This is a genomic window from Nocardia sp. N2S4-5, assembly GCF_044628355.1.
GTDB classification, from domain to species: Bacteria; Actinomycetota; Actinomycetes; order Mycobacteriales; family Mycobacteriaceae; genus Nocardia; species Nocardia wallacei_B.
The window spans coordinates 6,886,708-6,907,153 of sequence record NZ_JBIUPM010000001.1 but is presented as its reverse complement, the minus strand read 5'-3'; the positions used below and the strand labels follow the sequence as shown (position 1 = coordinate 6,907,153).

General features: G+C 62.3%; 21 protein-coding genes. 9 read left to right on the top strand and 12 right to left on the bottom strand.

Annotated features, from left to right (window positions below):
• The first annotated feature begins 162 nt into the window (after window positions 1–162).
• The gene (locus ACFMRZ_RS31985; RefSeq protein WP_400181950.1) at window positions 163–993 is read left to right on the top strand and encodes a restriction endonuclease; all 831 of its coding nucleotides are present in this window, start codon (window positions 163–165) and stop codon (window positions 991–993) included.
• A gap of 677 nt (window positions 994–1,670) precedes the next feature.
• Here ACFMRZ_RS31985 and ACFMRZ_RS31980 read toward each other — a convergent pair.
• A complete protein-coding gene (locus tag ACFMRZ_RS31980; RefSeq protein WP_400181949.1) occupies window positions 1,671–3,125 on the bottom strand; it encodes a hypothetical protein in 1,455 nt (484 codons plus the stop codon).
• Window positions 3,126–3,368: 243 nt separating this feature from the next.
• Between ACFMRZ_RS31980 and ACFMRZ_RS31975 the strand changes: the two genes are divergently transcribed.
• Window positions 3,369–4,571 (top strand): IS110 family transposase, encoded by a 1,203-nt coding sequence (locus ACFMRZ_RS31975; protein WP_400177378.1) that lies wholly within the window; start codon window positions 3,369–3,371, stop codon window positions 4,569–4,571.
• A gap of 43 nt (window positions 4,572–4,614) precedes the next feature.
• Here the strand turns inward: ACFMRZ_RS31975 and ACFMRZ_RS31970 are convergent, their stop codons facing one another.
• The 3 genes from ACFMRZ_RS31970 to ACFMRZ_RS31960 all read right to left on the bottom strand — a co-directional run bounded on the left by ACFMRZ_RS31970 (window position 4,615) and on the right by ACFMRZ_RS31960 (window position 6,902).
• Window positions 4,615–5,997 carry a DUF4365 domain-containing protein gene (locus ACFMRZ_RS31970; RefSeq protein ID WP_400181948.1) on the bottom strand — a complete coding sequence of 461 codons (1,383 nt, stop codon included), beginning with the start codon at window positions 5,995–5,997 and terminating at the stop codon, window positions 4,615–4,617.
• Window positions 5,998–6,198: 201 nt separating this feature from the next.
• Window positions 6,199–6,630, bottom strand: a complete 432-nt coding sequence (locus ACFMRZ_RS31965; RefSeq protein WP_400181947.1) for a YbaB/EbfC family nucleoid-associated protein — start codon at window positions 6,628–6,630, stop codon at window positions 6,199–6,201.
• Complete coding sequence (locus tag ACFMRZ_RS31960; protein ID WP_400181946.1) at window positions 6,627–6,902, bottom strand: hypothetical protein; 276 nt, start codon at window positions 6,900–6,902, stop codon at window positions 6,627–6,629. The genes ACFMRZ_RS31965 and ACFMRZ_RS31960 overlap by 4 nt, the downstream gene beginning before the upstream one ends.
• Before the next feature lie 190 nt (window positions 6,903–7,092).
• On the opposite strand from ACFMRZ_RS31960, the gene ACFMRZ_RS31955 reads away from it, so the two are divergent.
• Window positions 7,093–8,358 carry an IS256 family transposase gene (locus ACFMRZ_RS31955; RefSeq protein WP_400177628.1) on the top strand — a complete coding sequence of 422 codons (1,266 nt, stop codon included), beginning with the start codon at window positions 7,093–7,095 and terminating at the stop codon, window positions 8,356–8,358.
• Window positions 8,359–8,403: 45 nt separating this feature from the next.
• Here the strand turns inward: ACFMRZ_RS31955 and ACFMRZ_RS31950 are convergent, their stop codons facing one another.
• The 4 genes from ACFMRZ_RS31950 to ACFMRZ_RS31935 all read right to left on the bottom strand — a co-directional run bounded on the left by ACFMRZ_RS31950 (window position 8,404) and on the right by ACFMRZ_RS31935 (window position 12,008).
• Window positions 8,404–9,711 carry a hypothetical protein gene (locus ACFMRZ_RS31950; RefSeq protein WP_400181944.1) on the bottom strand — a complete coding sequence of 436 codons (1,308 nt, stop codon included), beginning with the start codon at window positions 9,709–9,711 and terminating at the stop codon, window positions 8,404–8,406.
• On the bottom strand, window positions 9,708–10,004 hold the full coding sequence (locus ACFMRZ_RS31945) for a WXG100 family type VII secretion target (RefSeq protein ID WP_400181943.1): 297 nt from the start codon (window positions 10,002–10,004) through the stop codon (window positions 9,708–9,710). Before ACFMRZ_RS31945 ends, ACFMRZ_RS31950 begins: the two co-directional genes overlap by 4 nt.
• Window positions 10,001–10,321 carry a WXG100 family type VII secretion target gene (locus ACFMRZ_RS31940; protein ID WP_400181942.1) on the bottom strand — a complete coding sequence of 107 codons (321 nt, stop codon included), beginning with the start codon at window positions 10,319–10,321 and terminating at the stop codon, window positions 10,001–10,003. The genes ACFMRZ_RS31945 and ACFMRZ_RS31940 overlap by 4 nt, the downstream gene beginning before the upstream one ends.
• A 457-nt stretch (window positions 10,322–10,778) precedes the next feature.
• On the bottom strand, window positions 10,779–12,008 hold the full coding sequence (locus ACFMRZ_RS31935; RefSeq protein ID WP_400181941.1) for a helix-turn-helix domain-containing protein: 1,230 nt from the start codon (window positions 12,006–12,008) through the stop codon (window positions 10,779–10,781).
• Between the two features lie 221 nt (window positions 12,009–12,229).
• Here ACFMRZ_RS31935 and ACFMRZ_RS31930 point away from each other — a divergent pair, with 221 nt between their 5' ends.
• The 4 genes from ACFMRZ_RS31930 to ACFMRZ_RS31915 are packed head-to-tail and all read left to right on the top strand — an operon-like array spanning window position 12,230 to window position 13,610.
• A complete protein-coding gene (locus tag ACFMRZ_RS31930; RefSeq protein WP_400181940.1) occupies window positions 12,230–12,514 on the top strand; it encodes a hypothetical protein in 285 nt (94 codons plus the stop codon).
• Between the two features lie 5 nt (window positions 12,515–12,519).
• Window positions 12,520–12,738: a hypothetical protein gene (locus ACFMRZ_RS31925; protein WP_400181939.1), complete on the top strand. Its 219-nt coding sequence runs from the start codon at window positions 12,520–12,522 to the stop codon at window positions 12,736–12,738.
• Between the two features lie 57 nt (window positions 12,739–12,795).
• Entirely contained in the window at window positions 12,796–13,413 is a 618-nt protein-coding gene (locus tag ACFMRZ_RS31920; protein ID WP_400181938.1) for a hypothetical protein, read from the top strand.
• Window positions 13,413–13,610, top strand: coding sequence for a hypothetical protein (locus ACFMRZ_RS31915; RefSeq protein WP_400181937.1), 198 nt, complete (start codon window positions 13,413–13,415; stop codon window positions 13,608–13,610). The genes ACFMRZ_RS31920 and ACFMRZ_RS31915 overlap by 1 nt, the downstream gene beginning before the upstream one ends.
• A 393-nt stretch (window positions 13,611–14,003) precedes the next feature.
• On the opposite strand, the gene ACFMRZ_RS31910 is transcribed toward ACFMRZ_RS31915, so the two are convergent.
• From ACFMRZ_RS31910 to ACFMRZ_RS31900, 3 genes are read right to left on the bottom strand one after another with little or no spacing between them, the layout of a single operon-like run.
• The gene (locus tag ACFMRZ_RS31910; protein WP_400181936.1) at window positions 14,004–14,444 is read right to left on the bottom strand and encodes an NUDIX domain-containing protein; all 441 of its coding nucleotides are present in this window, start codon (window positions 14,442–14,444) and stop codon (window positions 14,004–14,006) included.
• Window positions 14,445–14,450: 6 nt separating this feature from the next.
• Entirely contained in the window at window positions 14,451–15,704 is a 1,254-nt protein-coding gene (locus ACFMRZ_RS31905) for a DegT/DnrJ/EryC1/StrS family aminotransferase (RefSeq protein WP_400181935.1), read from the bottom strand.
• Window positions 15,701–16,807 carry a Gfo/Idh/MocA family protein gene (locus ACFMRZ_RS31900; protein WP_400181934.1) on the bottom strand — a complete coding sequence of 369 codons (1,107 nt, stop codon included), beginning with the start codon at window positions 16,805–16,807 and terminating at the stop codon, window positions 15,701–15,703. Before ACFMRZ_RS31900 ends, ACFMRZ_RS31905 begins: the two co-directional genes overlap by 4 nt.
• Window positions 16,808–16,983: 176 nt before the next feature.
• Between ACFMRZ_RS31900 and ACFMRZ_RS31895 the strand changes: the two genes are divergently transcribed.
• Complete coding sequence (locus ACFMRZ_RS31895) at window positions 16,984–18,291, top strand: XRE family transcriptional regulator (protein WP_400181933.1); 1,308 nt, start codon at window positions 16,984–16,986, stop codon at window positions 18,289–18,291.
• Window positions 18,288–19,166: a phosphotransferase enzyme family protein gene (locus ACFMRZ_RS31890; protein WP_400181932.1), complete on the top strand. Its 879-nt coding sequence runs from the start codon at window positions 18,288–18,290 to the stop codon at window positions 19,164–19,166. The genes ACFMRZ_RS31895 and ACFMRZ_RS31890 overlap by 4 nt, the downstream gene beginning before the upstream one ends.
• Window positions 19,167–19,645: 479 nt before the next feature.
• Here the strand turns inward: ACFMRZ_RS31890 and ACFMRZ_RS31885 are convergent, their stop codons facing one another.
• Complete coding sequence (locus ACFMRZ_RS31885) at window positions 19,646–20,209, bottom strand: hypothetical protein (RefSeq protein WP_400181931.1); 564 nt, start codon at window positions 20,207–20,209, stop codon at window positions 19,646–19,648.
• Window positions 20,210–20,446 lie beyond the last annotated feature (237 nt).

Genomic DNA, 20,446 nt, shown 5'->3' with positions numbered 1-20,446 from the left:
AGTTTCCGTGGCGGCATCTCAGGGGCCCACATGTGCGCCAGGCATCGACAGGCTCGTTATGGACGGGCTACTCAATAGAGGTCTAGCACCGGATCCCGCTAGGCTCCCTCTGGCGGGGGCTGAAGCCTCGCTACGAGACCCCACGACCTCAGAGGTAGTCGATTGGACTGGGAGAAGCTTGACTGGGAAGTATTCGAGGCCCTTGTTGCTCTACTGATGCAACGCGTGGGGTTTGTGATCACCTCGCCCCCAGATCAATCACGAGGTCCCGATACAGGCGTTGATTTCGTTGTTCGCAACGCTAACGAACAAGATATTTATGTGCAGGCTAAGCACTCTCGCCGACCGCCGACGTCTTCACAGATTCGTCAAGTTGCTGAAACTTCACGGCGCTTGAGGGCTCAACTACCAGATGCCGAATTCTTTCTCGTGTCATCGAGCGATCTGCGTCCGCAAGACCGAGACGGGCTTGCACAGGCAGGAGTGACAGTTTGGGATCGTATGTACCTTGACCGACTACTCGAGAGCAATCCTGATGTGGCACAGCGCATTGAGGATGCTACGGAGGCCAGGGATCTGACCGGCCTATTCGAGGAAGCTCGTCGTACGTCGGTTCCGACTTTTGCGGATCGTGTCGCTGCCGATCTTGCTACGATTCCGCCGGGTTACCAGGGATGGAAATTATTCGAAAAGGAGGCGGCCCGGATCCTGACTGAAATCTTCCTCCCGGATCTCGATCCGCCCGATACGCAGGTCAGGACCGACGACGGGCTTGACATCATGGATGCCACTACCCCATTCCGTACGCACATTCCTTATGGTCGGCACTGCGCTCAGAGTTCAAGACAAGGTTCGTGGTGGCTGAATTCAAGAACCACGCGGACCCGATTGGCCAACGCGAAGTGGAGTCGATATGCCAATACATGCTACCCAAAGCATTTCGAATGTTCGGCCTACTCGTATCTCGAAGTGATCCGGGCAATTCGGCAGTAGCTGCGCGTCGACGAGCTTGGATGGATCCGGACTTTGGGCACGGAAAGATGATTGTCTTTCTGAGCGACGAGGACTTGATACAGATGGCTCAGCGCAAAGATGACGGTCGTGATCCCTACCAAGTAATAGATGACAAACTGTCGGCGTTTCTCCTCACGCTGAGCCCGTAACGTACGAAGCTCCGTCGCACGGCGGAGCTGCCGTGTAGCCCATCTACAGACCTTCTGGTCGCACATCCGCTGCTGCCGCATATCGCGCGCTTGGGCACATCGACGACTGGCGTAGGAAGCCGCCAAGAAAGCCTGGCGCCACACTCCAACTACAACTGGGAACGGGCGGAAACAGACACCTCAGTCCTCTCGCCGCCGCCATCTATAGCTGGAGTCGCAACATGAGCGATCGGTGACCGGCAGGCTACGGGGCCAGGCCGCCTTCTGAGCGCTCCGATTCTGTCGGAATCCTATGTCACACTGGGTTTTCGGTAGCGCACGGCATCGGGAGGGCGTGTGGCGACCAGACCATGGGTGGAGCGGCTGGCGCCGTCTACGCTGAGAGCCAAGCCGATGTCCGGACTATTTGTGTGCCCTACAACGGCCGCTAAAATGAGCCGTGGCTGCGCCGGGAACTGCCCTCGCATGCGAATCTCACGAACCGGGGTTGTTCGGGTGACGCCAGTCCTACATGTAGTGCGCGTATCGGCCGGATGCCGGGGCGTCGGTGTCATGGTGGCGCAGGATGTTCCCTACGGTCCGGGCGGTGCGCAGGGTGACGGGGATGCTGCCATCGAGGCGGGTGTTGTTCCAGTTCATCTTGGTCAGAGCGAGAATCTCGGCTGCGAGAGCATCGGGGCTGGAGTCAGCGGAGATGACTCGGATGCCGAGCGGTTGGGGCACGTAGTGGCCCGGGTAGGTCTTGTAGAAGGGAATAGCCCCGGTCGTGTACAGCAGGTGCCGGTCCTCATCGACGGTCAGGAACGTGCCGCGCAACGGTGGCTGCTGCCCCTTGCGGTACAGCCGGATGGTTTCTGAATTGGTAAGCCACAGCATCTCGAGCAGTGCGAGGCGTTCGTTGTTCGCCGCCTGGTTGAACCCGGCACGCTCTTCGGGAGTGTAGTTGCTTGCCTTGTGCAAGACGATGCGGGCAGGAGCGTGGAGGTGCTCAGCGCGGTACCGCTGGAGCGCGGTCTCGAGGAGTTCTAGGGCGTCCTCTTCGGCCAGGTGTGGCTGACGGTCCTCTTTGGAGATGGTGGCTGGGCCACCGCGGACGATGATGCCGTCTCCGCGCTGGTTGTAGATCTGGGCGACACTGGTGTGCAGGGTCGAAGCTGCCGATTTGTAGAACGCGATGCCGATGTAGCACGAGGAGAGGTCCGACGGGTCTCGAGACAGCCGCCACGGCACTCCGCCGTTCTTGTAGTACAGCGCCGTGTGCAGGTTCCACGCACGTGTTGCCTCGTCTTGGTTCGCACCAATCCTGCCGGTGTGCGGATCCTTGAAGGTGGGATCCCAAGTGTTGCGGCGCACAATTTGGATGGGTTGTTTGTAGCGAAGGGACCGAGCCTTCAACAGTGCGTGAAAGTCAGCGACAAACCCCGAATTCCGCCCATCCGCGCGCGAGCCGTCGATCTCAACGTCATCAGCGTTCTTCGGAGCCTTCGACAATGCCGCATCGTTCAGGTTGTCGGGTCGGCACACGATCACCACGTCGCACGAAGGCTCGTCGTGTAGGGACTGTAGTTCGGCGTCGTAGATCTCGACCGCGTTCGCCACGGCCCGTTTCGGATGCAGCCCTTCGAGTCCGTCGAGTCGGCGTTTGGGGATGACACGGGTCAGGCGTGGCGTGAAGTTGACGGTCGAGCGGAATCCGAGCGTGGTGTCGAATCCCGGGAACGGGATATACAGATGCGTCAGGTGAGTGTTGGGCATGGCCCCGATGCCGAGGCTGCACTTGTCCAACCACGCTCGAAACCCATCGATCGATGCCTGTGTGCCGACGATTGCGGCCTTCACCACACGCGGACTTGGATGGGAGACGTCTGCTGGTCCAAAATGCCACACGCCGTGTTTGGGGTCGATATGTCGGCCCCCGCCCGCGAACTCCAACAACGGCTCCTCGATGAACGACACCTTCACAAGTCTTCCTTACCTTTCTTCGTAGGTGGCCGAGCCCGCATCCAGTGGGTGTCGAATCACCTGGGAGTGGCGGGTATGGCTTTCATGTTTTTGCTGAGGTTCATGGCCGAGGAGGATTGGCCGCCCGCCGCTCCACGACGACCCGACTGCTGATTGAGAAACGCGAACCGATCGCTGTGTAAGGACACGACAGCGTGGTCGTCGGCCATCCGAACAACCAGTGCGAACCTGATGGAGGTGGTTGTGCCGCAACAACTGTGGGTGGGAATCGACGCGGGAAAGACGGCGCATCACTGCGTGGTGATCGACACCGACGGCACACGACGGTTCTCGCGGCGGGTCGGCAACGACGAGACCGAGCTGACCGGGTTGATCGACCAGGTCACGACACTGGCCGACGGCGCGGACCCGACGTGGGCGATCGACCTCAACCACGGCGGCGCGGCCCTGTTGATCACGTTGCTGCTGACTCGGGACCAGCGGCTGCTCTACATCCCCGGCCGGGTCGTGCACCACGCCGCCGGCAGCTACCGGGGCAACGGCAAGACCGACGCCAAGGACGCCGCGATCATCGCCGACCAAGCCCGCATGCGCCGTGACCTGCAACCGTTGCGTGCCGGTGACGAGATCGCGGTCGAGCTGCGCATCCTCACCGCGCACCGCACCGACCTGTCGTGCGACCGAACCCGGGCGATCAACCGGCTGCGCGCTGCTCTGGGCGAGTATTTCCCCGCGCTGGAACGCGCTTTCGACTACAGCAAGTCCCGCGCCGCGCTCATCCTGCTCACCGGCTACAACACCCCCGACGGACTGCGTGGGCTCGGCCGTGACGCACTGACGCAGTGGCTGCGAGACCACAAGGCCCGCAACGCAGCCACGGTCGCGGCCACCGCTGTCGCCGCTGCCGATGCCCAGCACACGCGAGTGCCCGGACAGCAGGTCGCCGCGGCCATGGTGGCGCGGCTGGCGAAGGAGGTGATGCGGCTCGATGACGAGATCGGTGACACCGAAACCGTGATCGAGCAGCGATTTCGCCGCCACCGCCACGCCCGGATCATCCTGAGCATGCCCGGCTTCGGGATCCTGCTCGGCGCGGAGTTCCTCGCCGCCACCGGCGGCGACATGGCCGTGTTCGCCAGCGCCGACCGGCTCGCCGGCGTCGCCGGCCTGGCACCAGTGCCCCGCGATTCCGGGCAGGTCAGCGGCAACCTCAAACGCCCCCGCCGCTACGACCGCCGCCTGCTGCGCGCATGCTTCCTGGCCGCCATGGTCGCCACCCGGCACGACCCAGCCTCGCGCGCCTACTACAACCGGAAGAAGACCGAAGGCAAACGCCACGTCCAAGCCGTGCTCGCACTGGCCCGCCGACGCCTCAACGTGCTGTGGGCAATGCTGCGAACCGGAACCCTCTACCAAGCCCCCGCACCGGCGACAGCCACCGCCTGACCACATCAGCGGTCCCCACACCACTTCGAGTCACTTGACAACTTCATTGAGAATCCTCCTCATCGAAGTCATCTGCTGCGAACAGCATTTGGTCGTCCGCAGAACCGGAGTCGACAAGGTCCGCATCGTCGTTGGTATCCGATTTGTCTGAGGGCGTGGTCCAGTGCTTGTCCGTGATACCGCGATCCAGTTCGAACGTGATGGGCTCACCGAAGTCCAAGATGCGTTCCGGCGGCTCGTAAAACAGGTCCGGTGCGGCCTCGCCCATCAAGAAGCTCACCCACATCAGCGTCTCGCTCAACCGGGCTTGGTTCTTCTCGATGCGCTTCATCTTCGCCAGACTCTTGTCCGCGAACTTGAACTCCTGATACCCGTCGTCGCTGAAGTAGTAGTCCGGAAGCACCTCGCAATACCACTGGCCATCAGTGAATGAGAAGTGCGTGCGCAGCGCCGCATGCCGGTAGAACGCGGGCCGCGACGGGTCGTCCCGGTGCTGGTAGTAGCCCTTGAACACCAATCTCTCACGACCCGACATCGAGACGATGCGTCGCTCCGACAAGTCAATCGTCGCCCGGAAATGCAAGAACTTCCGCAAGTTGTTCCATCGGCAGTCGTCCCGCAAGTCCTGCCTCAGTGCCGCCTTCAGCAGCCAAACCGCCAACCGATGCGCGTCCGCGTCACCATCTGCAAGTTCACCAAACGGCATCTGCTTCACTTCACCTGACGGCACAGTCTCCAACGCGGTCCCTTCGGGAGGCGCCCACATGTAGATGCGGCCGCCCTTGAGAACGAAATCGGAACGAAAACGCAGCCCAGACTCCTTCTGCACGGCATACACCGCACCCGGCCTCGTGTGTTTTGTCTTCGCGACATAAAGAAGATCGGGCACATCGACCGGTAGCAGGTTCGACAGCAGCCGCTCGGTCTTCCGCTCCGCGGCTGGCGTGTGCGCCACACCATGCGGATCCACAATCGCGAACAGTCTTCCAGTGAAGTCGCCCACGAATTCCTGAGTCGCCTTGTTGAAATCGATACGCCGCGAAGCCCGATTCACCGGCACCTCGAACCACGGCTGGGCATGGACCCACCATGCCTTGCGTTCCTTCGGATGAGAGCAGATGAGGATGACCGGTTGATCGGCCTTCATCCAGTACTCGATGTCCTCGTCGTCGCACAGGTACCAGAACCCGTCGTCGCTCTCCCCGCTGAACGGTATGTCGGAAGCTTTTGACTGGACCATGATGTGACGGTTTGACATCTCACCTGTGCTCGGGTCCCGCAGTTCGATGCTCCCGTCGATGCCGGCATCAACTACCCGGTCGTGCCACACGTGACCCATTTCGTAGATGAGCATGTGAATCAGGCCGATGCCGCCATCACCCTTGTGCTGGCTGTCGGTGATCTTCTTCGGCCCGCGACGACTCATCGACCTCACCTCGGAAAACGCGCTGGTCTGAAATGACGATAATAAGAACGGGCACCGACAAATCGAGGCAAGAGGCGAAGAGGGCCGGTAAGCGAGGCCGTGGTCGACATGTGATGGCGTTCCCGGACCTGCTGACTTGAGGTAGCCGAACGTGTCTGCACCACGAGATCCGCCATTCCCCTTGGCAGTTCGGTGAGTAGGTTAGGTCCGCCAGCCTTGTTGGTTCATGCGTTCGAAGTAGGCGTCGTCGGCGTCTTGTATCTCAGCTTCTGATTTCGGCTCACGCCGTTCGTCGGGGGTTTTCTGTTCACTGCCCAGACGTTGGAGTTGGTCGCGGATCCGTGGGTCGGCTTTGTTGACCAGGTGCTTGACCTTGGCTCTAGCATCAGCTCGCGCCTTGCGGTGACAGTCTCGCAGCACTGCCGCGAGTTGGCTGCCGGGTGAGCGCATAGCGCCTGGCGCGATCTGCAGATCAGTGATCTCGCCGTCGGCGTTGACCTCGACGAGTACTCCTCGCACTTCGCCGTGGCCGCGTACCACAGCGATCGCTGCGGCGAGTTGCTGGCTGTTGCTGCGGATCTCGGTGAGTTCTCGTTGAAGTTGCCGCTCCCATTCCTGGATGTCGGTAGTCACTGTGAGCGGAGACCTTTCTCGGCGGGGACCGAGTAGACCACGTCGCCGGGTTCGATTCGAGACGAGACCTCGGTGGAGAAGACGAGCGAGAACTTGCCCGGCTTGGGCTGGTGGAAGTCGAGCGCTTCCAGAACTCCCCGGTAGGTTCTTCCGTCTTTCTTGTGCAACTCGACCTGTTCGCCGACCGTGAAGTCCCCGACTGCCCGGCCGACCACGAACGGAGTCGGTCTGAAACTCACCGGGAAGATGTCTTCGACGTAGAACTCACTCATTGCTCATTTCCCTTTCCCCGCGAGATATCGTTGCCAGAAGGCTTCATCGGCGGCGTACGCCTCGTCCTCCAGTTCCCTGGTAACCCCTGTTCCCACCCGGCCCTGCGCGTACGGGACTGTCGGAACAACGGCGGATCTTGATCTCGGTCCGATCGGCCGGACCTGATGGTTCGGCAGGAAGGACCGACTGATGTCGGAGACACTGGCTGCCGTGGCGAAAGACGCGGTGGACACCAAGAAGCTGGCCGAGCAGCTGCTCGCGCAGGCCAAGGAACAGGGTATCGACCTGGTCGGGCCGGGCGGGCTGCTCAACCAGCTGACCAAGACCGTGCTCGAAACCGCGTTGGAGGCAGAGATGACCGAGCATGTCGGCTATGAGAAACACGACCCGTCCGGCCGTGGAACGGGCAACTCCCGCAACGGAACCCGAACGAAAACCGTGATCACCGAGATCGGCCCGGTCGGCATCGACGTGCCGCGCGACACCAATTCCTCGTTCGAACCCAAGATCGTCAAAAAGCGGCAGCGGCGCCTGTCTGGGGTCGACGAGATCGTGTTGTCGCTGACCGCGAAAGGCCTGACCACGGGCGAGGTTTCGGCGCATCTCGCCGAGATCTATGGGGCTTCGGTGTCGAAGGACACGATCTCGACGATCACCGAGAAGGTGGTCGCGGAGATGACCGATTGGTGCAACCGGCCCCTCGACGCCGTCTATCCGGTCTTGTTCATCGATGCCATCCACGTGAAGATCCGCGATGGTCAGGTGGCCAATCGACCGGTCTATGTGGTCATCGGTGTCACCACCGCCGGGGAACGTGACATTCTGGGGTTGTGGGCCGGCGATGGCGGTGAGGGAGCCAAGTTCTGGCTGCAGGTGTTGACCGAGCTGAAGAATCGTGGCGTGGCCGATGTCTGCATCGCGGTCTGCGACGGACTCAAAGGACTGCCCGAGGCGATCAACACCGTCTGGGCGCAGACGATCGTGCAGACCTGCGTTATCCATCTGCTGCGCAACAGTTTCCGTTATGCGGGCCGTCAGCATTGGGCCGAGATGAGCCGCGATCTCAACCCGGTCTACACCGCTGCGACCGAGGCTGCGGCTCGCGAACGGTTCGGCGAGTTCGCGGCGAAATGGGGCGAGCGTTACCCCGCGATCGTCAAACTCTGGGACAACGCCTGGCCCGAGTTCGTGCCGTTCCTCGACTACGACGTCGAGATCCGGCGAATCATCTGCTCCACCAACGCGATCGAGTCCCTGAACGCTCGCTACCGGCGCGCGATCCGCGCCCGTGGCCACTTCCCCAGCGAGCAGGCCGCGTTGAAATGCCTGTATCTGGTGACCCGTTCCCTGGACCCGACCGGGAAGGGTCGGGCACGATGGGCGATGCGGTGGAAACCAGCATTGAACGCCTTCGCCATCACCTTCGAAGGCCGGATCCACCCGACCGGGAACTAACCCACACCGAGGTCGGATCCGCCGTTAAACCGACAGTCCCGCGCGTTACTGGTCGATGTGGACACGCTCGTGCACCAAGTTGCGGAGCAGTGTTTGTTCATCGGCGAATGCGCTGGGGGCCAACGCGATATGTCCCGGGGCGGTGCTGGCGCTGGCTTCCATGTAGTCGAAGTAGCGCACATCATCGGCGGAGCTTGCTACGTCTACGCGGATGCCCGTGAGGTCGACACCGGCTCGGCGGGCGTATTCCTCGATGGTTTCTTGGGTCATCGGCAGATGGTTTCCGCTTTCGAGAACCTCCTGGTTCGTGCGGGGTCCCATCCGGGAGAACAGTTGCCCATCGGTTAAGACGGCGTCGCGTCGTGCGAACGGAGTCATTTTTATCTTGGCGGCGCTGACCCAGTTGCGGACTCGCTCGAACAGCGGCTTGAGTCGTTCGGCAAGTGGTTTCACGACGTCGGTGATGAGCTTTGTCAGCTTCGTCGCGAGTTCGCCGATGAATGTCGTGATCCGGCGGGCGCGGATCGCGATACGTCCGGCCAAGGCCGCGTTGCCAACCCATTCGGACAGGGTTGCCGTGAACGGCGCCAGCGCTGCGAAAGCGACCTCGCCGGCAGCGGTTTCGATGGCGATTCCGCGTAGTTGCTCCAGGACCTTGTGGTGCGCCTCGTCGAGGTGGTGGGCGTACTCACCGCAGGCATCGCCGAGTGTCTGGCATGCATCGGCCAACGCGGTGAAATCCGTTTGCCGGGTCTGGCAGGTGCTGGCGGCGATCTCGATCTCGGGTGACTGTTGATTGTTGAGGAGCTCGACCGCCTGCGGGGCTAGACCGGCGACGGTGCGGTAGTCGGCCGCCGCAGTGTGCCAGGCAATCTTGGCGGCATTCAATTGGTCTTGATGACCGTTGGGCCAGGCGAACCCGACGGCGTCCTTGATGATGGACCATCCGAACGGTTCAGGGATTCCATCCCCAGCTGCTGAAGGGGCGTCTCCTGGGAGGCAGGGATCGGTCGAGAGCTGTGGTGTGGTGGGCGGTTGTTGGTCGGCTGGGTTCGCGTTTGTCTCGGCGACCTGGTGGTTGTACGCACCCGCCACGATCAGATTCCTGGTCTGGCCGCACGCGGTTGCCAGTTTGGATGAGGTCGATATCGCAAGCTCGGCGGCTTCGTCGTAGCCTGACGCCCACTGCCCGCCGACGCTGTCGCTGCCAGCCATCCCCGCGTACGTGGTCAGCACTGCGACCAACGCGGAGTGGGTGGTTACAGTGTCAGTAGACATCTGGCCGAAAACCTCACCGGCAGAGGTGTATTCAGCCCCTCGGTGCACGATGAGCGGCACTGTCGGTGTTGTCACTGCGGCCACATCCCGACGTTCGTTTGAACTGCAGCGGCGTAACTCGTGTGCGCCCGACGGGCCACCTCACGCAACTCGTCGAGGTTTTCCCGCATCTCTGCGGCACCCGCCATCCAACTATCGTGCGCGGCGCGCTGAGCCTGGGCTGCTTTGCTCGACCACGTCTGGTGCAGGTCAGCGATATGCCGGTCGACTTCACTCAACCAGCCCTCAACGGTGCGCCCGAACTTGTCCATCGTGTCGATCGCGGCGTCGAGCTGTTCGAGGTCGACGCGGTAATCATCACCGGTCACGGCAGATCCAATCCCTGTAGCCCGGTGATCGCATCCTGGTTGATCGTGTCACGCGTCTGGTACTGGTTCGCGGCTTCAGCGAGGTTTGCCGAGGATTCCTCCAGCGCGGCGATGACCGTCTCGGCACCGTGCTTCCATTCGAGCCAGGACTCGTCGTAGGCGCTGGCGGCTTTGCCTTGCCATCCATCGGCGAGAAGTTCCTTGCCGATCGTGTCGTCGAGCTTCTTCAGCTCGTCTCGGATCGCCTGGGCCTTGCCCGAGGTAAATCGTGCCGCCTCGCGTAGCCGGTCCACCTCAACCTGAAGCTCCCCGGACACCCCGCCTCCCTCCGTCGTGCAGCTCGCCTCTGAACTATATGACGCAGAGCGCACCTGCCCGGTTCCACACCATGGCTTGCCCGGACAGCTGGGCCCCGATCGGGGCCCAGGCAGCGGACATCCCGATGTCGCCTGGAACCAGGCGTGACACGATGCCGTCGAACTGGGTATGGACGATTAGGAGCGCGCGGCGTTGCGCGCCATGGGGGTCGATCCAGATGATCTGCGCGTGCAGTTCGGGCAGGCATGGTCGGGCGCCACGGGGCAAGCGCCAAGCGCGGCCAGCAGTCGATCGCGAGTAGACCCAGGCGATTCGAGACTGGGCTCGTAAGAACGGCATGGAAGTGTCCAGCCGCGCGGGCGAATCTCAGTGGAAGTGGTTGAGGCCTACAAGAGTGCGAGCAAGTAGCAGCTGTCGGCGCTCCGACAAAGTCGGAATGATCTCAGTGATTCGGGATTACGCGAGTGTTGCGCGCATCCCCAGGAACTGCTTCACCTCTGCAACTGCGGCATGGGGCCGTACCGCAATCGCGATTGCATCCAACTTGCGTTGTAATCGAGCGGACCCAACCGCGCTGATGCTGTTGAAGTTCGCCGTAAGTAGCGAACAGCCGTGGGCAGCATCGCCAGCCTTGATGTGGGTGTGGGCAAGCTCCAACTGCCACACGCTTCGCTCACGGGGCCATTGCGCTGTACCGGCAATAGCCTCCTGCAGATAAGCCACGGCCTGGTTGTAGTCACCGGCTCCCACGTACGAAATGCCGGTCAGCCCGTTGAACTCCGCTTCGGGCAGCCATGCCCAATCGGGGTCATATCCTCGTCCGGACTCGTACGCGCGGTGTGCCCGGCTAAGCGCTTTCTCCATCGCTGGCTTGTCAGAAGCGGCACCCAGAGCTTGTGCCTCGCGAAGAGTGGTCAGTGTGCGCACCTTCGGGCCACCGCTGCGACGAGCGGCATCCTGCGCGGCCTGTGTCAGATGTACTGAATCCTGCGGACGTGGCTGACGGTCGGGAAGTCCTTCCAGCCCGTCGGTATCCAGGTCGAGAATGCTGGCGTTGAGCAACGCGTGTGACGTGGCGATCCCGTCGCCTGCTGCGGCAGACGTCTGGGCCGCGTCGGCGTAGTAGCGGCGGGCGGCGTTTCTACGATCCGCGTCGTAGTGCACCCATCCTGCTGCGGTCATCATCTCTGCGGTGGCCGTGGCCAGCGCTTTGCCGGTGTCCTCGTTGTAGCTGCCGCTGTCGAGCAGCTGCTGGACGTAGCGAGCCTGGCCAGCCGCCAGATGGCACAGCCGGTCACCGCCAACAACGAGATCCAACTCGTGAATCTGGTTGATACTGTCCGTGATTTGAGCGACGTCGCTGGCACCGACTTTTATCCCGGATGACGCAGCGTGGGCTGGCACGTTCGCCGCGACCATGGCAGCGCCTGCGCCCCCGAGTGCCCCTGCTCTGAAGAAGTTGCGACGGTCCATGTCTGCCTCCTCGTCCGACTCCACTACCAGTATGGCCAGCGGAACCTGAAGCGCGCGTGCGACGAGTCGCAGGACACGGACGTCGTGTGAGGCGGGGCCGCCGCGCTCCAAGCCCGAGATTGCGGGCTGAGAGAAGTTGAGCAACTCTCCCAGCTCTGCCTGGGTCATCCCGATAGATTTCCTAATCCGGCGGATGACTTCGCCGGTTGTCATATACATATCCAGCGTCCCCAATTGTCGGCTGATTTGCCCAAGCTGTCTACCTGAAACCGTTCCCCCGCAGAATATATGGGTTTTCGTATAAACAAAACGGAAACCTCAATTTCCGCGCCCACCCGGCGTTTTAGCGGCTTTACGGTCGGTTTCGGTACCCGGCACCGGGCCGACGCTGCTACCCCCTCGGGCGGCACATTGGCCCCTGTAAGCCAGGGCCGGTGGCCAAAGCCCCCGGTGCCGGGCACCGCCCGACCTTGCTGCTTGCTGCACCGGAAGAAGGACGCCCGATGCCCACGAATTCTCTTGCCATGTACCAACTCATCGCCCTGTGCGACGCGGGTGCCCATCAGGCACCGATGCTGCCGTTCACAGTTGCCCAAGCGCACGAGATCATGCAGATCCATATTGCTTGCCGTGCGAAGCAGTGCCCGCGCAAGGCTGCCGCACAGCAGATCCTGATCGACGCCGGCCGGATGGTTCTAGCCCCGAACAAACTGCGGTGATAGTGGTGACGAAACACCAGTCGCATGTCGCATCGCCGCCGCGTCGAATTCGCCACATCCACATCGAATTCGGAGCGCTGAACTTGGATTACCAAGCCAGTGCCGAACAAGCCCAAAATGTGGCCGATGAACTGGCCCAGGGCTTTCCTGAATTCGTTGTCACGGTCGATGACGATGTGCGCGTCGATCTGCCGCCTTTGCCGTGCGGCGAACTTTGGGACTGACCTCACCGGCCAACCATCGAGCACCAGTTGTCTGCGAAATGTAAAGGGACGCACACTGTGCCATCTGACCATCAACCACCAGATCAATTTGTATTCGGGCTCTCACTGAACAGAGCGGCGTTGTTTTCAGCCCCTTCGGTTGAGGCTCGGCCCGATCAGCCACTGCCGGATGCGGGGCCGTTCCTGCGGGTGTTCGCGAGCGTAAACGAACCCGGCACGGTGCTAATGCGCTGTGCCCGGCAGTACATCGGCATCTGGCGCTATGTCTACGAGCATCGCCGCAACACGGGCGTCCCGGCTGAGGAGCACCTTTCACTGCTGACGTGGCTGATCGACCGCGAAGCGGGCGGGCACGTCAGCGGGATTACGGTCGACGCTGACGCACCGACGAATCCGTCGTCGTATGGCGAGATGGTGGCCTGGCTGGGTTGGAAGTACCTGCTGGTGGCGCTGCGGCAGGACCAACCCGCTCACGCCGAACACGATGCGGTGGAACTGAATCGGCAGATCGAAGCGCTCGACCGGTTGGTCGCCGATGCGAGGGCTGGACGGGTGCGGTTGCCGGACAAGGCCCGGGGTGTGTTTCCACCGAAGACGATTCGGCCGGAAGGAGCAACCAGCGACGAGTCTGACAGACCGCGGGCGAATGGATCGCCCGATGAGGCGGAGTGCTGATGACAAACTCCTTCAGCCACAGGGCATTCGTTCAAGCCGAGGGAGTGCTCGCGGAGTACATGTGTCAGGTGCACCTGATGGAACTCACCCCTGATCGTGCTCGCCAGCTCCTCGAGATCCACCGCTACCACCATCCGGATGACTGCGTGGTGCATGCGGAGGCGGCGTATCTGCTCGTGTGCGAGGACGAATCCTGAACGATGCCAACGCTGCTCGTCGCCATCCCGTGGCGCGGCTCAGTCGTCTCCACAGCGGTGTTGTGCTTCCGGTTGGGCTACTGGTGGAAGACAACCGAGCTACAGGGGCGGCATGCGGTAGGGAACGTGTCGAGTAGGGACGATCCGTGGGAGTCCAACGAGTACGAGCTCGGCGACGAAGTATTGACGAATGCATCGCCGTTGGCGAGACCACGGCGGTGGTGGAGCGAAGATGACGACACCGAGGTAACTCCGGTGATCGATGACGCCGCGGATGACCAGTAGCTCGGACATGCGCCGTCAACGTGGCCCGCTCCGTTTCCGGAGCGGGCTGTTGGCGGCTAATGAGAGTTCAGTTTCGCCCCTTTGCGCAGCCGAACCGCCTGTGCCCGTTTAGATCTCGCGATATCGCGCCAGGACTTGCTTCACGGCATCCGTAACCGGTGGTTCCTCTGCCAGGCTGGTCCATGTGTACGCGTCGTGTTCAGTCAGCTGCACTGTGTCGGTATTCGCGACCTCGACCGTGAAGTTGAACTGGCGGCTCTTCCTGCCGCTGCCGGATTGGTAGTCGAACTCGCCCAGGTAGTTTCGGATGGCAGTAACGTCGAGGCCGGTCTCCTCCTTGACTTCCCGGATCAGGGCTTGGTCGATGGCTTCGCCGGGATCGACTTTGCCACTGGGAAGTTCCCAGATCCCACCCATGAAGTCGTCGGCGGGACGTTGCAGAAGTAGGATTTTGCCGCCGTGTTGGACGACGGCGCCGACGACGAGTTGTTGTACCTCGTCCTGGTCGGCTTCCCGCGTCAACTTCTCCAGCAGTGTTGTGTCGATCATCTAGTTCTACCCTTTCAAATCGGCGTGGTGGGTGATGACTTTGTAGAGCGCTTCGATGTAGCGGTCGACGAGCGGCAGGTCCTCGTCTCGATGCCACACGGGGAGTTTGAGCGTGGCGTGGTGGAGTTCTTCGGCTCGTGGGTAGTCACCAGGGGCGTAGGCCAGCTTGCCAGTGAAGGCGGGAAACAATGGACCTGGTTCTTGGAAGAGAGGCAGCAGGTTCAGTGGGCAAGTCGATCCTGGTCGGTCGAATTCGTGGCAGCCCTCGGCCTGCAACGCGGCGTGGAAGCGCTCGACCGGCACGTCATCGAAGAATTCACCGTCGTAGAGAATCGTGAGTCCGTACCAGGCTGGTCGCGTGTACGGTTCGTGCCAGGTGATGGTCAGGCCCGGCTCCCGCTGGAGCTCGTCGTGGATGTGCTCGGCGATGCGCTGCCGCCCTGCGAGGTAGTCATCAAGATGTGAAAGCTGTTCCAGCGCAATGGCTGCGGCCAGTGGGTGGATGCGATGCTTGAGCCCCATGCCCGTCACGGCGTAGCGACTAAGCTCGGAACGCGCTGGGATTTCGTTTCGGCACCGCTTGTTGTACTGGCCATGCAGCAAGACACGGTGATACACCTCCTCATCATCGGTAAGGATGAAGCCGCCTTCGCCTGCCGACAGCGGTTTCGGCCCGTTCATGCTGAAAGCGGCGGCTTGCCCGAACGTACCGAGCTTCTTCTCGCCAATGCTCGCCCCGTGAGCGTGGGACGCGTCTTCGAGCAGTAACAGGCCGTGCGCGTCGGCCAGTGTGCGCAGACGTTGGACTTGTGCGGGCATCCCCCACATATGCGTTACCACAATGGCTTTGGTGCGTTCGGTGATACGTCGCGGCACGTCGACCGGATCGAGGTTGCCACTCGTGTCGCAATCGGCCAAGACTGGGGTCGCGCCCAGGTGCAAGAGCGGTGTGGCGGTGGCGAAGAACGTGTATGCCGGCACGATCACTTCATCGCCCGGCCCGATGCCGCAGGCGGCGTACATCGAATACAGCGCAGCTGTGCCTGAGCTGGTCACGATGGCATAGCGGACACCGAAGTAGCGCTGGAGCGCATCCTCCAGCCGGCCGATGACACCTGAGCGGTCGTAGATCGAGGTGCCCTCGTCGAGCTGGTCGAGGACGGCGATGCTGGTGGCCTCGGTCAGTGGTGGCCATGAAAAGTGCCGCGCTACTCCGGATATGACCGGTGTGCCGCCGAGCAGCGCCAGTGGTGAGGTCACAAGAGCTCCTTGGGATTGATGTGAATGTGGTTGCGCGCAGCCTCGTAGCAGGCGGCGACGAAGGCCATGTGCGCGAGGTTTTCGGCTGGACCACTGAGGTTGGGTCGGGTGCCGTCGATGACGCGGTGGAAGTAGTCGATCTGGCAGGCCGCGGCCGAGGGCCAGGCTTGTTCACGATGCAGTGACTCGATGACATCGCCGCTGTTGGTTAGTCGGCGGATGCGGCCACGCTCCAGATGGACGACGCCGTCAGACCCGACAAGCCGGATCTCTTCGGATTTCGGCCCGATGAACCGCGAGAGGAGCAATGAGCCGTAAAGGCCGCTGTTGTACGAAAAGTGAATGAGCGCTGTGTCTTCGGCGTCGTAACGCCGGTCCGGCCGCGCACCGACCGACAGTTCGGCTGCGATACTGTCCGGCAATCCGAAATACCACAGGAGCAGGTCGATGAGGTGGTAGCCCATGTCGATCACGCAGCCGCCGCCCGCCTTGGCGGTCTGCCCACGCCAGCCCTCGGACGGGTCATCGACATGCACGGTGTAGCGCGCGTCGATCAGAAACGGCGTGCCGATCTGATCAGCGAGCTGCGGGAAGCTCGTATAGATCGGATTGAATCGCCGTTGCAGCGTGACCATCAGCTCGATGCCGGATCGTTCGCACAAATCCGCTAGTTCGATGGCCTCGATCAGATCGGTGGCGAACGGCTTTTCCTTGAGGACGTGGACCTTGTGCTCCGCGGCCGACTCGATGACCGCCCGACCGGCGTCGTGTGGCACGCAGACCACCACCAGGTCGAGCGGCTCCGCCTCGAACATCTCGCGGTGATCAGCGAAGCCCGGCACTTGATGCAACGCTTGCTGCTCGCGCATGACGTTCGGGTCCTCATCGCAGACGGCGACCAACTCGACGTGATGCGAGGCCACGAGCGCAGGTAGGTGATCGTTGACAGCCTGATGCCCGAGGCCCACTACACCGGCGCGCAGTGTCGCGCTACGGTCAGCGCCACGGCGCGCTGTGCGCCACCCGGATCCAACGTCCGGGCCGACGGTACGCGACACTGGTGCCGCACCGAGCGCGCCCCGGACCGATTCACATGGTCTCATTGGTCCCCCAACTGATCACGTTGTGCATGACGCCCCCGCCAAATCGGAGCCGCTGTTTCAGCCTCACGCACGCGGCGCTTCCAAAAGAGGGCAAGTTACGGGGCAGATAATCTGCCCCGACTCAGCGTCGGTGCCGCTGGATAGACTCAACGGACCGATACCGGCAAGGGAAACGCATGCAACCAAACGTGCAACTCCAGCAGCGACGGGAAGCCACACCGTCGCAGGTGACACCTGGTCAGGTAATGGGCCGCGCCGAGCTGGCCGAGGCCGTCAACACCTACATCTGGCGCCAGCACGGTCAGCGGCGCGAACTCGATGCCCACACCATCGCCCGCTACGAGCGCGGCACTGTCCGCTGGCCCAACGAGCTCTACCGGGAAGCCTTCCGCGCCATCCTGCACGCCACCGACAGCGAACTGGGCTTCGTACCGAATCGTCGGCGACGCGAAGCGGCGGCACAGCCAGACGGGTTGCTCGCGATAAACCTGTTCAGCCCTTTCGATCCAGGCATCGGTCCCGCCCACTATTTCGGCCCGAACGCCGACGACAAGCCGATCCGCCGTATCGGCGCAACCGAAGTCATCGACATCCAAACGGCCACGCGCACAATCGCTTCGGCGGAGAACCTGCGTGGCGGCGGTGCGATCAGCCTTGTTGCGGGCAGACAACTTGGCCGCTTCGTCCGCCTACTCGATGGAAAAGCGTCGCCAGGCACCCGCCGGGCCCTGCTCGAAGCGATCGGCAACTTCGGCAGCGTCGCTGGGTATGCCGCCTTCGACATCGGCGATCACACGGCGGCGGAGCGCAGGTTCCGGCTCGCACTATGGTGCGCCGACACAGCCGGATCATGGGAACTGCGCGCCAGCACACTGGCCGACATGGCACGCAAGATGGCCTATATCGGCAATCCTGATGGCGGATTGTCGCTCATCGAGCTGGCCCAAGTGCGATCCGAACGACTCTCTGCCACAACACGCGCCATGCTCAGCGCCCTGCGCGCCCAATACTTGGCCGCCATGGAACGCACCGACGAAGCTCTCTCCGAAGTAGCACGCGCCGACGAGTACTTTGCCCAACGCAGCCCCGCCACCGATGCTCCCTGGCTGTGCTTCTATGACGAGGCCGAGCACCTCGGCAGCACCGGCAAGGCCCTGATCCCGGTCGCGCGGACTCGCCATCGAATCGAGTTGGCAGCCCATAGGATTCGACAAGCCGTCCAACTTCAAGCCGCGGAATACCCCCGTTCCCAGACGTTCTCGCTCACCCGACTGGCTACCCTGACCATGCAGCTCGGCGACCCGAAAGAAGCAGTCGACCTCGGAACTCGTGCCGCCACGCAGGCGTTCCAATTCGATTCCCATCGCATCCAGAAGGAACTGCGGCGATTGGCCGCTGCTTCGTCTCGTCACCGGCGAATAGGCGACGTCGTAGAACTGTGCGAGGTTATTACCCGCCGATCTGCGGCGAAAGCAGCGCTATGACCGGCACATCGTCATCCGAGGCAGTACTGGCGAAGGCTGCCCGACGAGCTGGTCTTGCCCTGAATGAGCAGGAGGTGATCCGCGAGGGATCCCACGCCATTTACCGCGTCGGTGACATCGTGGCGCGGATCGGGAGACCGGGCAGACTGGAGGATGCTGAGCGGGAGTTACGAGTGTCGCAGTGGCTCAACAGTTCCGGCATCCCGACCGTGGAGACGGTATCGGAACTGCCTCAACCGATCGTTGTCGACGACCGACCCGTCACCTGGTGGCATCTCATCCCGGACCATCGGCCCGCCACCCCTGCCGAACTCGGAGCAATGCTGCGAGCACTGCATTCGTTGACACCACCGGCCGATTTTGAGCTGCCGAGTTACGACCCGTTCGGTGATCTTCGTGAACGATTGGCGACGGCGAGCACGGTGGACGACGACCGAAGGTGGCTACTGACGCGATACGACGAACTACACAAGCAATATGACAAGCTGCCGGATCCGCTACAGCTCACGGTGATTCACGGTGATGCCTGGCAAGGCAACCTAGTCGTGCCGCCATCGGGCACTCCCATAGTCCTGGATTTGGACAAGGTGTCGGTTGGCCGACCTGAATGGGATCTCATTCAACTTGCCGTCGACTACACGGACTTCGCGCGGATTCCCGCGGCCGACTACCTGTCGCTCGTGAATGCTTATGGCGGCCAGGACATCACGGGATGGTCGGACTTCAGACTCTTCGCCGATATCCAGGAGCTACGTTGGGTGGGGTTCGCGTTAGAGCGAGCAGCAGCGAATGAGATTGCGGCGCAACAAGCGAAGCATCGAATTGCTTGCGTGCGTGGGCAAGTACCGAAACCGTGGGTATGGAAGGCACTCTAAGCCGGTAGCAGCAATCGACGTCCTAGATAGCGGTTTCGGCTGACGCCGAACACGGCATGGCAATGCAAACCGCACTGCTCTGCGGCTCGATCGTGGCTGATGAACCCGCAGTCCACAGTGGATCGGGGCACTGGGCTAGGAGTTCAGGTATCGGTCCGTGTGGATGCGGTCCAAGCCCACAGGTAGGTCACCGGCGCGGCGCTGAGGCGAGGTCTGGGTAACCGGGCACTGTCAGCGCGGTGAACTGGTTGTGTTTAGCCGGATGTAAGGGTCGCTTCGCTCTGGTGCGCCAACACCCACTTGATGTGAGGCGGGAGTTGAGCCGAGGCGCATCTACCGGAGAACTGGCCAGCTCTGCACGCGTTATTCGCCGAACGGCGAATACGAACGCTGCTGCCGAGGACCGCGCTGCTGACCGACGGTTGGCTGCAGGAATTCGCCGATAGCAGAACGGAATTGAATGTCGTCGGTGAATCGTTTTACAGGCCGAGATCGTCGTAGCCGAGCGTCGGATCGATCACCGGGTCGAGCTCGTATTCCGGGAAATCTTCGGCAGCGTTGTCATTCTGGTGGCGGGTGCGGAAGGTGTCGTCGGCGTCGGCTTGTTCGGGTGTGAGTTGGGCGCGGCGTTGTTGTTCGACGTTGAGGTAGGCCAATTCGTCATGCAGCCAGGTGGTCGTGTCGACTGCTGTCGTGTCCGCGGATGCGTTGCCCGGTGCGGGTCCGTAGAGGATGGCTTCGGTCTCGGCGAGATCAATGCGCTGGCTGATGTCGGTGATGGCTTGGGTGAGTTGGTCGTCGGTGAGCATCTGCACAGGGTCGGCCACATCGAGGGGATTATCGGAGAGTGGTGTCGTAGGTTCGGTGGTGGATGTTGGCGTGTCGGATAGCGGATGGTCCTGGACCCAGGTCGCGATGGCGAGGCATTCGGCGAGGGTGCGGGCGGCGTGCCAGTCTTCGGGGTGGTGCTCGGGTCTGTGTTTGGCGGGCTCTGGGGAGGGGTGGCTGGGCTCGTGCAGGAGCGCGTCGATGCGCCAGGCCAAGGCACTGGCGTACTGGTCTGGACGGAGGTTCGCGGTGCCGTCGGGTTGAGCGGCGAGGATGAGTTCGTATGCGGTGGTGAGGAGTTCGGCTGGTGCCCAGTCAGTGTCGGTGGCGCTGTCGAACGCGGCGACCAGGCGCGGCCAGGCGGGGTCGTCGATGACGCGTTGCGCGGCGTCGTCTCCGAGGATCTGGTGGAGTTCGTCGGTCCAGTCGGGCGTGAGGTTGCCGGTGTCGGT